Source organism: Enterobacter cloacae complex sp. P16RS2 (assembly GCF_014982155.1).
GTDB lineage: Bacteria > Pseudomonadota > Gammaproteobacteria > Enterobacterales > Enterobacteriaceae > Enterobacter > Enterobacter cloacae_M.
Window position 1 is genome coordinate 105,489 of sequence record NZ_JADCKW010000026.1, and the last position, 14,082, is coordinate 119,570.

Sequence of the window (14,082 nt, forward strand, 5' to 3'; positions counted from 1 at the left end):
GAGAGTACAAACGACGGGCGCTTCAGCGATTGTAAAGGCGCGCGAGAAAAATCTGATTAATTATTCAACAAAAACAGTAAAGTAAGCCGGGTGCTGAGCCGCACCCGGCAGGGAAAGTTACTGCTGCAACCACCAGACGGCTTCAAACGGACGGAGTGACGTCGTTTGCGGTTCCGGGTAGTTACTCATCAGCGCCTGCGACCTATCGCTGAGAGCGTCTGTCTGCCATTCCTGCGGCGTAGGACTCAGGTTTGCCGCCACTATCAGCGTCTGCCCCTGCCACTGACGACGGTAGCACCAAAGGGAAGGATGTTCCGGAAGGAGATCTTGATAATCTCCCCACGTCAGCACCGGCAGGGTTTTGCGCAGGCTAATCAGCGACCGGTAGGTGTAGAACACCGAATCCGGGTCGTCCAGCGCGGCGCGGGCGTTCACCGTCTCGTAGTTATCGCAGACGCCAATCCACGGCTCGCCCTCGGTAAAGCCCGCATTGTGCGACGCGTCCCACTGCATTGGGGTTCGCCCGTTATCGCGGGACTTACTCGCCAGAATCGCCAGCAATTCCTCAGGTTCGCGGCCGTTGGCGCGCAGTTCGGCGAACATGTTCAGGCTCTCCACGTCGCGGTAATCGGTGATGCGGCTGAAGTGCGGGTTGGTCATCCCCAGCTCCTCGCCCTGGTAGATATACGGCGTCCCCTGCATGCCGTGCAGCACCATGCCGAGCATCTTCGCGGCCTGTACGCGGTATTCTCCTTCGTCACCAAAGCGCGACACGATGCGCGGCTGATCGTGGTTACACCAGAACAGCGCGTTCCAGGCCCTGTTGTGCATGCCCTGCTGCCAGTGGCGGAAGAGGGTTTTAAGCGCCACGAAGTCCGGCTTCGCCTTAGTCCACTTTTCGCCGCCGGGGTAGTCCACCTTCAGGTGATGGAAGTTAAAGGTCATTGACAGCTCGCTGCCGTCGAGCGAGGCGTACTGCTGGCAGTTCTCCAGCGAGGTTGAGGACATCTCGCCCACCGTCATCAGGTTGCGCGGGGTGAAGACGTCCCGGCTCATCTCCTGCAGATATTCGTGAACGCGCGGCCCGTCTGTGTAGAAGCGGCGGCCGTCTCCGGTGTTGTCGTCCGGGAAATCCTGATCTTTCGAAATCAGGTTAATCACGTCGAGACGCAAGCCGTCCACGCCGCGATCGGCCCAGAACTCGCACACCTTTTTCAGCTCCGCGCGCACTTCAGGGTTCTCCCAGTTGAGGTCCGCCTGCTCCGGGGCGAACAGGTGCAGGTAATACTGCTCGCTCTCGGCGTGCCAGCGCCAGGCGTTGCCGCCAAACTTGGAGCGCCAGTTGTTGGGAAGCTGCTCCGGCGTGCCGTCGCGCCAGATGTAGAACTGGCGGTACGGGCTCGCTTTGTTCAGCGACTCGCGGAACCAGGCGTGCTGCGTGGAGGTGTGGTTAAACACCATATCCAGCACGATGCGGATGCCGCGCTCGTGCGCCCGGGCAACCAGCTCGTCGAAATCATCCAGCGTGCCGTAGGCCGGGTCGATGGCGGTGTAATTCGCCACGTCGTAGCCGTTATCCACCTGCGGGGAGATATAAAACGGCGTCAGCCAGATGGCGTCGATGCCGAGGGTTTTCAGGTAGTCCAGACGCTTCGTCACGCCGCGCAGATCGCCGGTGCCGCTGCCGGTGGTGTCCTGGAAACTCTTTGGGTAAATCTGATAGATGACGCCGTTCTGCCACCAGTGAGGAAGGGTATTCATAATGCGTTCCTGCAAATGCGAAGGGGCGCAACTGCGCCCCGAAAGAAGAAGTTAAACAATCTGCAGCGAGCCCTGACGGAACTTACGCTGGTAAACCACGGTGGTGAGCGCCATTGGGACGATAATCGCGATGGCCATCGCCAGGGCAAACACCTGCCAGTAAGCGGGCTGGATGGAGAGAATGCCCGGCAGGCCGCCGACGCCAATCCCGTTCGCCATCACGCCGTTCAGACCGCACACCAGGCCAGCCAGACCGGAACCGATCATCGCGCAGAGCATCGGGAAGCGGTACTTCAGGTTGATACCGTACATCGCCGGTTCGGTGACGCCGAGGTAGGCAGAGATGGCCGCCGGAACGGAGATCTCACGCTCGTTGTGCTTGCGGCTGACGATGATGATGCCGGTCACCGCTGACGCCTGGGCAATGTTAGACAGGGCGATAATCGGCCAGACCGGCGTGCCGCCGAGGCTCTGGATCATCTGCATATCAATGGCCAGCGTGGTCTGGTGCACGCCGGTGATCACCAGCGGGGCGTACAGGAAGCCAAACAGTGCGGCTCCAATCGGCGCGAAGCTGCCGGTCATCAGGTGACGCACCGCGAAGGCCACGCCGTCGCCGATCATGCGGCCAAACGGACCGATAAAGGCGTGCGCCAGGAACACCGCCAGAATCAGCGAGCAGACCGGCACCACCACCAGATAGAGGTAATCGGGCACGATGCGTTTCAGGCGCGTTTCAATAAAGCCCAGCGCCAGACCCGCCAGCAGGGCCGGAATGACCTGCGCCTGATAGCCCACTTTGGCGATAGTAAACAGGCCGAAGTTCCACACCTCAGGCACCTGCTGACCAAGTAAGTAAGCATTCATTAACTGTGGAGAGACCAGCGTGACGCCCAGCACGATACCAAGAATCGGCGTGCCGCCCATCTTGCGCACCGCGGACCAGCAAATCCCGACCGGCAGATAGAAGAAGATCGCCTCGCCAATCAGCCACAGGAAATCGTAAACGGTTTTCAGCGCCGGATACATCTGCGCCAGGGTTTTGCCGTCGCTCATCGGTACATCGCCGATGACGTTACGGAAGCCTAAGATTAAGCCCCCGCTGATCAGCGCCGGCAGCAGCGGGAAGAAAATTTCCGCGAAGTGGGAAATCAGCTGCTCGTGCCACTTCATATTCTGGCGCGCAGCCTTCTTCGCCTGCTCTTTATCGGCGGAGGAGTGTCCGGTTGTCGCCAGCAGAGCCTGATAGTAATCGCCCACTTCGGTACCAATAACGACCTGGAACTGCCCGGCGTTGGTGAAGCAGCCTTTGACCATGGAAAGTTCTTCAATGGCCTTCGGGTTGGCTTTGGCCGGATCGTTCAGCACGAAGCGCAGGCGGGTAATGCAATGGCTGACGGTGGCGATGTTCTCGCGTCCGCCGACCAGGACGATCAGCCGATCGATATCTGCTTGTTTGACTTTACTCATCATGAAACCTCATGACAGATGGTGAGGGGTGTAATGACCTGAGCGCAAGCCTACTCCTTCAGCGTGACGGCGAAAATGGGAACGTTCCCGAAATCAGGCGAAGATCACAATAATCTGTTTTAGAGGGGTTACGAAAGGTGAGCGGGAATGACGATCTGACGGGGCTCTGAACGCCCGTTTATCTGCTCGATCAGCTGCGCGGCGGCCTGTCTGCCGGACTCGGCGTAGCCCGGATCGACGGTGATGATCTCCGGGTGCAGGAACTTCATCAGCGGCGTGCTGCCGACGCTCGCCACCTGCAGGTTATCGATGCGCTGCTCCTGCAGATATTTGCTCGCACCCAGCGCCAGGGTATCCGTGGCGCACACCAGCGCGGTGGTCTGCGGCGTCAGAACGCTGGCGGCCTTCTCGTAGCCCTGCTTCATGCCCAGCCCCGGCAGGGAGGCCACGGCGGAGAGATTGTGCTTTTTGCAAAAAGCCAGGTAGGCCTCATGACGGCGCTTGCCGGTGGTGACGTCCGCGTGCGGGACGCCGAGGAAGCTGATGTGGCGATGGCCTTCGTCAAACAGGCGCTGCATCAGGGCGATAATCGCGCCCTCGTCGTCATAGCAGACGGAGGCAAAACCGTGGGCATCGCGCGCCAGCAGCACCAGCGAAGGCTGCCAGGGTTTTAGCATCTCGTCCTTAATGCCGGTAAAACCGAACAGCACCACGCCGTCAATGTTGCGCCGCTGGAGCATGCCCAGATGCTCTTCAACCAGCTGCACAGAGAACTGGCTCTCCATCATGATCGGATCATACCCCTGCTCGTAGAAGGCGGGCAGCATGGTCTGCACGGCGAGATTTTCCGACAGAGAGTCCAGACGCGAGACAATGATGGCGACGACTTTGTCACTCTGCCCGCGCATGGCGCGCGCGGAGCGGGAAGGGGAAAAACCGTGCTGATTCATGACCGCCTCAACGCGCTCGCGGGTGCGTTCGCTGACGCCGCTTTCGTTGTTCAGCACGCGTGAGACGGTCGATTTCCCCACGCCGCTTAAACGCGCGATGTCTTTAATCGTAAGGCGGTTCTGCATGCTGTATTCCCTGTAACAACGACGATGTAGTGAATTGAGCCTAATGCTATAGCGCGATTTCGCTATGGGCAAAGTCTGGTTTACGTTCGGTTTATTTGCAGGGGGGTATAATACCGCCCGAATCGTCATAAAGGGTATGCCTAAATCCCTGTACTGCGCGGCGACACCCTACTTTTTACTTACCGGAGGCTTCATGGATCCCGATCCCACACCTCTCCTGAACGGGAGAATGCGTTCTTTCCGGTAAGCCAGCTTTTGCTGTCTCACCGGCGTGAGGCAGCAACGTCTTAAACGTTCCTGCTTGAAAAATTGAGTGCCTCTCAGGTACGGCCTTGCCACGCCTGAAGGAATTGCTGCGTCCGCATTCGCGGATGCGGAGGAATGACTATGTTTAAAAATATCACCCGGCAGCTGCAGGCCCTGCTGAGCCGCCACCTGCCACACCGCCTTGTTCAGCGCGACCCGCTGCCAAACGCCAAAAACATGGCGGGGGCGGCGATCCCCGCGTCCCTGACCGAACGCTGCCTGAACGTGGCGGCGATGGATGAAAACGAAGTCTGGCGCGCGTTCGGCGGACACCCGGAAGGGCTAAACGCGGCTGAAGTGGAAAAAATCCGCGCCGTGCACGGCGATAACCAGATCCCGGCGCAAAAGCCTTCTCCGTGGTGGGTGCACCTGTGGCTCTGCTACCGCAACCCGTTCAACCTGCTGCTGACCGTGCTCGGCCTCATCTCCTATGCGACGGAAGATCTGTTTGCCGCAGGGGTGATTGCCCTGATGGTGGGTATCTCCACGCTGCTGAACTTTATTCAGGAGGCCCGCTCCACCAAAGCGGCGGACGCCCTGAAGGCGATGGTCAGCAACACCGCGACCGTCTCGCGCGTGATTAACGATCTCGGCGAAAACGCCTGGGTGGAGCTGCCTATCGACCAGCTGGTGCCGGGCGATCTGGTGAAGCTGGCCGCGGGGGACATGATCCCGGCGGATTTACGCATCATCCAGGCGCGCGATTTGTTCGTGGCGCAGGCCTCGCTGACCGGGGAATCCTTGCCCGTTGAAAAGGTAGCGCGCAGCCGCGACCCGCAGCAGATGAACCCGCTCGAGTGTGACACCCTGTGCTTTATGGGCACCACGGTGGTCAGCGGCACCGCGCAGGCGATTGTCACCGCCACCGGGGGCAACACCTGGTTTGGACAGCTTGCCGGGCGCGTCAGCGAGCAGGAGAGCGAGCCAAACGCCTTCCAGAAAGGGATTGGCCGCGTCAGCATGCTGCTGATCCGCTTTATGATGGTGATGACGCCGATCGTGCTGCTGATCAACGGCTACACCAAAGGCGACTGGTGGGAAGCGGCGCTGTTCGCGCTCTCCGTGGCCGTCGGCCTGACGCCGGAAATGCTGCCGATGATCGTCACCTCCACGCTGGCGCGCGGAGCGGTGAAGCTCTCTAAACAGAAAGTGATCGTCAAACATCTCGACGCCATCCAGAACTTTGGCGCGATGGACATCCTCTGCACCGATAAAACCGGCACCCTGACGCAGGACAAAATCGTGCTGGAGAACCACACCGATATCTCCGGCAAAACCAGCGAGCGCGTCCTGCACAGCGCGTGGCTGAACAGCCATTACCAGACCGGGCTGAAAAACCTGCTCGACGTCGCGGTGCTGGAAGGGGTGGACGAGGAATCCGCCCGCACGCTCTCCGGCCGCTGGCAGAAGGTGGATGAGATCCCGTTCGACTTCGAGCGCCGCCGCATGTCGGTGGTGGTGAGCGAGCAGACGGACGTGCACCAGCTGATCTGCAAAGGGGCACTGCAGGAGATCCTCAACGTGTCGACGCAGGTTCGCTATAACGGCGACATCGTGCCGCTGGACGACACCATGCTGCGCCGCATCAAGCGCGTCACCGACAACCTGAACCGTCAGGGGCTGCGCGTGGTGGCGGTCGCGAGCAAGTTCCTGCCCGCGCGCGAGGGGGACTATCAGCGTATCGACGAATCCGATCTGATCCTCGAGGGCTACATCGCCTTCCTCGATCCGCCGAAAGAGACCACCGCGCCGGCGCTGAAGGCGCTGAAGGCGAGCGGTATTACCGTCAAAATTCTCACCGGCGACAGCGAGCTGGTGGCGGCCAAAGTGTGCCATGAAGTGGGGCTGGATGCGGGCGACGTGGTGGTGGGGAGCGATATTGAGCACCTGTCCGACGATGAGCTGGCGAAGCTTGCCCAGCGTACCACGCTGTTTGCCCGCCTGACGCCGATGCACAAAGAGCGCATCGTCACCCTGCTTAAGCGTGAAGGGCACGTGGTGGGCTTTATGGGCGACGGCATCAACGACGCGCCCGCGCTGCGTGCGGCGGACATCGGTATCTCCGTCGACGGTGCGGTGGATATCGCCCGCGAAGCGGCGGATATCATCCTGCTGGAAAAGAGCCTGATGGTGCTGGAGGAGGGCGTGATCGAAGGTCGCCGTACCTTTGCCAACATGCTCAAGTACATCAAAATGACCGCCAGCTCCAACTTCGGTAACGTCTTCAGCGTGCTGGTGGCGAGCGCGTTTCTGCCGTTCCTGCCGATGCTGCCGCTGCACCTGCTGATCCAGAACCTGATGTACGACGTGTCTCAGGTAGCGATCCCGTTTGATAACGTGGACGACGAGCAGATCCAGAAGCCGCAGCACTGGAACCCGGCGGATCTCGGGCGCTTTATGCTGTTCTTTGGGCCTATCAGCTCCATCTTCGACATCCTGACCTTCTGCCTGATGTGGTTTGTGTTCCACGCCAACACCCCGGAACACCAGACGCTGTTCCAGTCCGGCTGGTTCGTGGTAGGCCTGCTGTCGCAGACGCTGATTGTGCATATGATCCGCACCCGCCGCATTCCGTTTATCCAGAGCCGCGCCGCGTGGCCGCTGATTGTGATGACGGGGATTGTGATGGCGCTCGGCATCGCGCTGCCGTTCTCACCGCTGGCGAGCTACCTGCAGCTGCAGGCGTTGCCGCTGAGCTACTTCCCGTGGCTGATGGCGATCCTCGCGGGTTACATGGTGCTGACGCAGATGGTGAAAGGATTCTATGCGCGTCGGTATGGGTGGCAGTAACGGCAGCGCCACCGGGCAATAGCTTTCCTCAAAAATTCAACAACCTGTGATCTCCGTCGGCGCATTCGCTTGACGACAAATTGAGCGCATGTTAACAGAATGTTTTGCCTTTATTTGGCCCGTCAGATAAGGAACATTCATGTTACGGTACAGTCTCTTAACCGCCGGGCTGATGCTCGGCGCCTCAGCCTTTGCCGCCCCGGCAGGCGATCTCCCTTTGATGCCCTGGCCTGCCAAGGTCGAACGCCCGACGACCCAGGGCGCGCTGGTGCTAAGCAACAACGTATCCATTAGCGTCAGCGGGGACGATCTCGGTGACGCCGTCAGCCGCCTGCGCCAGCGCATGGCCCTGCAAACCGGCTGGACGCTGCAGCCGCAGGCTGAAAAACCAGATAAACCGACCATCCGCATCGCGATTGCCAAAAAGGTCAAGCCGCAGCCGCTGCCGGACAGCGATGAAAGCTATAGACTCACGGTGGATGCCAACGGCGTCGATATCTCCGCCAACACCCGCTTCGGCGCGCTGCGCGCCATGGAAACGCTGCTCCAGCTGATGCAGAACGGGGCGGAAAATACCTCGCTGCCGTGGGTTACCATTGAAGATTCGCCGCGTTTCCCGTGGCGCGGGCTGCTGCTCGATTCGGCGCGCCACTTTATTCCGCTGCCGGATATCAAGCGCCAGATCGACGGCATGGCCGCGGCGAAGCTCAACGTCCTGCACTGGCACCTGACCGACGATCAGGGCTGGCGCTTCAGCTCGAAGCGCTACCCTAAGCTGACGCAGCTTGCCAGCGACGGGCTGTACTACACGCCTGAACAAATGCGCGAGGTGGTGCGTTACGCCGCCGAGCGCGGTATCCGCGTGGTGCCGGAGATCGACATGCCGGGCCACGCCTCGGCGATTGCCGTGGCCTACCCGGAGCTGATGAGCGCCCCGGGGCCGTACGCCATGGAGCGCCACTGGGGCGTGCTGAAGCCGGTGTTAGATCCCACCAAAGAGGCAACCTACACCTTTGCTGACGCGATGGTCAGCGAACTGGCGGCGATCTTCCCCGATCCGTATCTGCATATCGGCGGTGACGAGGTCGACGACAGCCAGTGGAAAGCGAACGCCGCGATCCAGAATTTCATGCGCGACAACAGGCTGGCGGACAGCCACGCGCTGCAGGCGTACTTCAACCGTAAACTGGAGACGATCCTTGAGAAGCATCACCGGCAGATGGTCGGCTGGGACGAGATCTACCATCCCGACCTGCCGAAAAGCATTCTGATCCAGTCCTGGCAGGGCCAGGACGCGCTGGGGCAGGTGGCGCAGAACGGCTACAAGGGCATTCTCTCCACCGGTTTCTATCTCGACCAGCCCCAGTCCACCGCCTATCACTACCGCAACGAAATTGTCCCGCAGGGCCTGAACGGCGTGGACGTGATTGCAGACACCGACAGCGTCCAGAGCTGGGCCTTTTCCATGCCGCGCCTGAAGGGCAAGCCGGTGGAGGGGAGCTTCACGCTGGTGAAAGGGGACGCAGGCTGGCGCGGGTTTATTGATTTTGCCGGGAAATCCCGCCGCGCGGTGCAGGATATTGAATGGCGCGATGACAGCAAGGTGACCTTCACCGTCGATACGTGGATGGGCGAGACGCGCCCGGTGGTCTCCGTCAATAACGACAAGCTCACCGGCTATTTCCTGGTGGGGAATACGCGTTACCCAATCAGCGGCATGCGTCTGGACGCGGTGCCGAAAGGCATTCCGCCCGTCGTGCCGGACGTGGCGAATCAGGCCAACCTGCTCGGCGGGGAAGCCGCGCTGTGGGCGGAAAACGTGGTGGCGCCGGTGCTGGATATCCGCCTGTGGCCGCGCACCTTCGCGGTGGCGGAGCGCCTTTGGTCCGCGCAGGACGTCAACGACGTCGATAACATGTACACCCGCCTGCAGGCGATGGACAGCTGGTCGACGGTGTCGGTTGGGCTGCAGCAGCATACCCAGCAGCAGGTGCAGTTCACGCGCCTTGCCGGTAATGCCGACACGCTGCCGCTGCAGATCCTCGCTCAGGCGGTAGAGCCCGCGCAGTATTACACCCGCCAGCACCTGAAGTTCCAGGCGGGAAATTATCATCAGTTCGAACCGCTCAACCGCTTCGCCGATGCGCTGAACGCCGAAAGCGCCACCGTGCGCCAGATGAGAAAATGGGCGGACCGCCTGGTGAGTGATGCGGAAGACGCGGAAAGCGCCGACGCGCTGCGCCACGTCTTTAACCGCTGGCAGAGCAACACCAGCGACGCGCTGGCGTTAAGCGAAAACAGCTATCAGCTGAAGGCGATGAAGCCGGTGATCCAGGAGGTGGATAAGCTGGCCTCCATTGGCCTGAGGCTGACGGATCTGGTGGCGCGCCAGGGCACGCTGGATGATAAAGAGATAGCCTCGATTCAGAGCGAGCTGGATAACGCGGCGAAGGTTCAGGACGAGGTGGTGATTGCGGCGGTCTATCCGCTGGAGACGCTGCTGCGCGCGACGCGGAATCAGTAGCAAGCAACAAAAAAGGCAGCCCGGGCTGCCTTTTTTATCGCCAAAGCGAATTAGCGACGTACCGCAATCGCTTCGATTTCAATTTTCACGTCTTTTGGCAGACGGGCCACTTCCACGCAGGAGCGCGCCGGGAAGGTGGCGTTGTGCTCGGTGAAGAACGCTTCGTAAGTGGCGTTAACGGTCGCGAAATCGTTCAGATCTTTCACGAAAACGGTGGTTTTCACGATATCGCCCACTTTCAGACCGGCAGATTCAACGATAGCCTGCACGTTTTCCAGCGACTGACGCGCCTGTGCTGCGACGTCTTCCGGCACCGCGCCGGTTTTTGGGTTCACCGGGATCTGCCCGGAAGTGATGATCATGCTACCCAGATCAACGCCCTGAACGTAAGGGCCGATAGCCGCGGGTGCATTTTCCGTCGCGAGTACTTTGCTCATGTTTTCTCCAGAATGACAGCGTTAAGAATGTTCCCGGCCATTATAACAGCCGGGATTTCATTACCAACCTCAATTAGTTGGCCAGCACCACATAATGAGAAAACTCTTTTTCGCAGTATTTGCATTTGAGCGCGATGTCATCGGCGCGTTTTTTCACTGCAAAGCTGGAAGAAACCGGCTCAGCGTGACTGATGCAGTTGCTGTTCGGGCAGACCAGTACGCTTTCGATGCGATCCGGCAGGCTCGGGCGGGATTTGCCGACCACTTCATACTCGTCGATGCGGTTGACGGTGGCGTCCGGCGCGTACAGCGACAGCTGGTTGACCTGCTCGTCGGTCAGGAACGTGTTCTCGATTTTAATCAGGTCCTTGCGGCCCATCTCGCCGGACGGCAGGTTCAGGCCGATGGTGATGCGCTGGTCCGTTTCGGTCAGTTTGAACAGCGTCAGCAGCTTAAAGCCCACCTGCGCAGGGATGTGGTCAATCACGGTGCCACGCTTGATGGCTTCAACCTGGAGTTTGTTATCGTGCGTCATGGTCGTCTCCCCTTACAGAGCTAATTCGCGATTCAGAACCAGTGCCAGTAACGCCTGGCGGGCGAAGATGCCGTTTCCTGCCTGCTGGAAGTACCAGGCGTGCGGCGTTTTGTCCACGTCTGTGGTGATCTCATCGATGCGCGGCAGCGGGTGCAGCACCTTCATGTTGTCGCGCGCGCCCTCGAGGTCGCTGGCGCGCAGCACGAACTGTGCCTTCAAGTTGGCGTATTCGGACGGATCCAGACGCTCTTTCTGCACGCGGGTCATGTAGAGAATATCCACGTGGCTCATCACCTCTTCGATGCTGGCGTGCAGGCTCCACTGAATGCCTTTCTCATCCAGCATGTCGAGAATGTACTGCGGCATCGCCAGCGCGTCAGGCGCGATGAAGAAGAAGCGGTTGCCGTTAAATTTCGCCAGCGCCTGGGTCAGGGAGTGGACGGTACGGCCATACTTCAGGTCGCCGACCATGGCGATATTCAGGTTCTCGAGCTTGCCCTGCGTCTCCTGAATGGTGAACAGATCCAGCAGGGTCTGCGTCGGGTGCTGGTTGGCACCGTCACCGGCGTTCAGTACCGGAATGCCGCCGGAGAATTCGGTCGCCAGACGCGCCGCGCCCTCCTGCGGGTGACGCATCACAATCGCGTCGACGTAGGTGCTAATCACTGAAATGGTATCCGCCAGGGTCTCGCCTTTTTTACCCAGCGACGTGTTGCTGCTGTCCGAGAAGCCCACCACGCTCGCGCCCAGGCGGTGCATGGAGGTTTCAAAGGAGAGGCGGGTGCGGGTCGAGGCTTCGAAGAAGCAGCTCGCAATCACCTTGTGCTTCAGCAGCTCCGGTTGCGGATTAGCCTTCAGTTTTGCCGCGGTTTCCAGAACCAGTTCCAGCTCTTCGCGGCTGAGGTCGTTTATGGAAATGATGTGTTTTTGATAAAGCGGATTCATGTTTATCTCCTGACGCCGGGCAAAAAAAAGCCCCTCAAATGAGGGGCTCTGGGAATAGGTTTAGCAACGGGAAGAAAAACGGCAGGCCAGCGTCTGATTTCAGACGCGGTAAGACGTTATGTCGTACACGCTTGACCATGCTTCCTCCCGGCAAATTGTCGGGCATTATACGCAGCTCGCTTTTCGGATCAAGCGATTTAATGCACGCTTTACTCAATGCAAACGGTTCTTTATGAATATTAATGCGTTCTGAGTAAATAATTAATTTGCTTATGCACCAGTGCGGTGCGCTTCACGACCCGGGGAGCGACCCAGACGATACTGCTGCCGGCCACCACGCCTAAAATTTCCGGTAGCTGGTGATAATCCAGAATACGCGCCACCGCGCGGCCATATCCGGCGACGGTATGAACAAGGATAAACTCGCTATTGTGCTCGACGCTGACCACCATTTCGGACACGGTACGCGCGGCGTCGGGGGCAGGGCGCAGCTGGGGATTCAGCGAATAAATCTTAAGCCCTTTGGCATTTCGAATTTTTATGACGCCGAGCAATTTAAGCAGACGTGAAACGGTGGACTGGCTGATGGTTTCAAAACCACGCTCCTGCAAATCCCGGCGGATCTCCTCCTGAGAAAGATAGCTCTTTTCTGCGATCAGGCGCTGGCAGACCGTCAGCTGTAGTTGCTCTTTGGGAGAGTACTCTTCGTAATCCATCATAGTTCCCATATCAGTTCCTGAAATAACCGGTGGCACCGCACCGATCCGTAGGCCGGATAAGCGCAGCGCCATCCGGCAAATCACAACAAGGCACCCAGACTTAACGCCACCATAATCACCACCGTTAAAATGCCCAGCAGCGGCGCCACCCATTTCAGATAACGCACGTAGGGCACGCGGGCGATAGCCAGCCCGCCCATCACGACGGCAGAAGTGGGCGTGACGAGGTTAACGATACCGGAGGCCGACTGGTAAGCCGTCACCACCAGGTCGCGGTTGACGTTAGCGAAATCGGCAAGCGGCGCCATGATCGGCATCGTCAGAACGGCCAGGCCGGATGAAGAAGGCACAAGAAACGACAGCACGACCTCCAGCCAGTACATCACGTTAATAAACGCTACCGTGGACAACCCGCTGACCAGCCCTTCCGCGCTGTGCAAAATGGTGTGGGTAATCATGCCCTTATCCATGATGACTACGATACCGCGCGCGATGCCGATAATCAGCGCGACGCCCAGCAAATCTCGCGCGCCGTTGATAAACGTCGACGTCAGCTCCTCTTCGCTCATGCGGGCAATCAGGCCGACGATGATCGCGCTGGCGAGAAACACCGCCGAGATCTCTGCCATCCACCAGCCCAGCACCGCCACGCCGTAGATCATCACCGCGAAGGCGAGGGCGAAAATCACCAGGATGATTTTGCGCACCGGGGTGAATTCCAGCGACTGTTCGCCCTTGTCGCCGAGAAAATGGGCGCGGTTCTCTTCCTGCTTATCCGCAACGATCGACAGCGACGGATCCTGGCGCACCTTACGGGCGTAACGCATCACCCACGCCACGCAGATGATCCAGCCGATGACCAGCAGCGCCACGCGCAGGGCGATGCCGTTAGTGAAGGGGATCCCGGCTGCGTTGGCGGCGATCACCGTGGCAAACGGGTTAATGGTAGAGCCGAGCGTGCCGATCCCCGCCCCGAGCAGCACGGTAGAGGCGGCGACAACCGGATCGAACCGGGCGGCCAGCATCACCGGCACCAGCAGGGTGTAGAACGGCAGCGATTCTTCGGCCATGCCGTAAATCGTGCCGCCTGCGGCAAACAGCGCCATCAGGATGGGGATCATCCACTCCTCGCGCCCGCGCAACCGGGTGGTGACGCGCTCGATCCCGGCGTCAATCGCGCCGGTTTTGGTGACGATCCCGAGAAAGCCCCCGATGATCAGAATAAACAGCGCCACGTCGATCGCCCCGGCCTGGCCGGACTCCGGATCGTACAGCCCGGCAATCGGCGCCATCAGGACGGAAACCAGCCCCTGCGGGTGCGCCGCCACGTGTGCGTAGGTGCCAGCAACCGGCACTTCTTTACCAAGCGCCTCGTTCATCGCCATATGGTACTGCCCGGCCGGAACAATCCACGTCAGCACGGCAACCACGGCAATCAGAAAAAAGAGAATGGTGTAAGCGGAGGGAAACTTAAACTTGCCCATGATGTGCTCCTTAAACCCGGCGCACCCCTTGGCGC

11 protein-coding genes and 1 pseudogene are annotated in these 14,082 nt (G+C 59.8%); 3 read left to right on the forward strand and 9 right to left on the reverse strand.

Annotated elements, in window-relative coordinates:
- Positions 1 to 117: 117 nt before the first annotated feature.
- The 3 genes from treC to treR form a co-directional block, all read right to left on the reverse strand.
- Positions 118 to 1,761 (reverse strand): alpha,alpha-phosphotrehalase, encoded by a 1,644-nt coding sequence (gene treC, locus INF68_RS17095; RefSeq protein WP_126786246.1) that lies wholly within the window; start codon positions 1,759 to 1,761, stop codon positions 118 to 120.
- A 51-nt stretch (positions 1,762 to 1,812) separates the two neighbouring features.
- On the reverse strand, positions 1,813 to 3,231 hold the full coding sequence (treB, locus tag INF68_RS17100; protein WP_029739268.1) for a PTS trehalose transporter subunit IIBC: 1,419 nt from the start codon (positions 3,229 to 3,231) through the stop codon (positions 1,813 to 1,815).
- A gap of 128 nt (positions 3,232 to 3,359) precedes the next feature.
- Positions 3,360 to 4,307 (reverse strand): trehalose operon repressor TreR, encoded by a 948-nt coding sequence (treR, locus tag INF68_RS17105; protein WP_126786247.1) that lies wholly within the window; start codon positions 4,305 to 4,307, stop codon positions 3,360 to 3,362.
- 387 nt (positions 4,308 to 4,694) lie between these two features.
- Between treR and mgtA the strand changes: the two genes are divergently transcribed.
- Positions 4,695 to 7,403, forward strand: a complete 2,709-nt coding sequence (gene mgtA, locus INF68_RS17110; RefSeq protein WP_126786248.1) for a magnesium-translocating P-type ATPase — start codon at positions 4,695 to 4,697, stop codon at positions 7,401 to 7,403.
- Between the two features lie 139 nt (positions 7,404 to 7,542).
- On the forward strand, positions 7,543 to 9,927 hold the full coding sequence (locus tag INF68_RS17115) for a beta-N-acetylhexosaminidase (RefSeq protein ID WP_193525369.1): 2,385 nt from the start codon (positions 7,543 to 7,545) through the stop codon (positions 9,925 to 9,927).
- 50 nt (positions 9,928 to 9,977) lie between these two features.
- Here INF68_RS17115 and ridA read toward each other — a convergent pair whose 3' ends face one another.
- The 4 genes from ridA to INF68_RS17135 form a co-directional block, all read right to left on the reverse strand.
- Complete coding sequence (gene ridA, locus INF68_RS17120) at positions 9,978 to 10,364, reverse strand: 2-iminobutanoate/2-iminopropanoate deaminase (RefSeq protein ID WP_008501391.1); 387 nt, start codon at positions 10,362 to 10,364, stop codon at positions 9,978 to 9,980.
- A gap of 73 nt (positions 10,365 to 10,437) precedes the next feature.
- Complete coding sequence (pyrI, locus tag INF68_RS17125; RefSeq protein WP_023310197.1) at positions 10,438 to 10,899, reverse strand: aspartate carbamoyltransferase regulatory subunit; 462 nt, start codon at positions 10,897 to 10,899, stop codon at positions 10,438 to 10,440.
- A 12-nt stretch (positions 10,900 to 10,911) separates the two neighbouring features.
- Positions 10,912 to 11,844: an aspartate carbamoyltransferase gene (gene pyrB / locus INF68_RS17130; protein WP_126786250.1), complete on the reverse strand. Its 933-nt coding sequence runs from the start codon at positions 11,842 to 11,844 to the stop codon at positions 10,912 to 10,914.
- Between the two features lie 34 nt (positions 11,845 to 11,878).
- Positions 11,879 to 11,983 (reverse strand): pyrBI operon leader peptide, encoded by a 105-nt coding sequence (locus tag INF68_RS17135; protein ID WP_022646880.1) that lies wholly within the window; start codon positions 11,981 to 11,983, stop codon positions 11,879 to 11,881.
- Between INF68_RS17135 and INF68_RS17140 the strand changes: the two are divergent.
- Positions 11,963 to 12,080, forward strand: a pseudogene (locus INF68_RS17140) (hypothetical protein). The gene INF68_RS17135 and the pseudogene INF68_RS17140 sit on opposite strands and share 21 nt — an antisense overlap.
- Positions 12,081 to 12,083: 3 nt before the next feature.
- Here the strand turns inward: INF68_RS17140 and INF68_RS17145 are convergent.
- Both INF68_RS17145 and INF68_RS17150 read right to left on the reverse strand, forming a co-directional pair.
- On the reverse strand, positions 12,084 to 12,563 hold the full coding sequence (locus tag INF68_RS17145; protein WP_029739272.1) for an arginine repressor: 480 nt from the start codon (positions 12,561 to 12,563) through the stop codon (positions 12,084 to 12,086).
- Positions 12,564 to 12,643: 80 nt separating this feature from the next.
- Entirely contained in the window at positions 12,644 to 14,047 is a 1,404-nt protein-coding gene (locus tag INF68_RS17150; RefSeq protein ID WP_109845735.1) for a YfcC family protein, read from the reverse strand.
- Between the last annotated feature and the right edge of the window lie 35 nt (positions 14,048 to 14,082).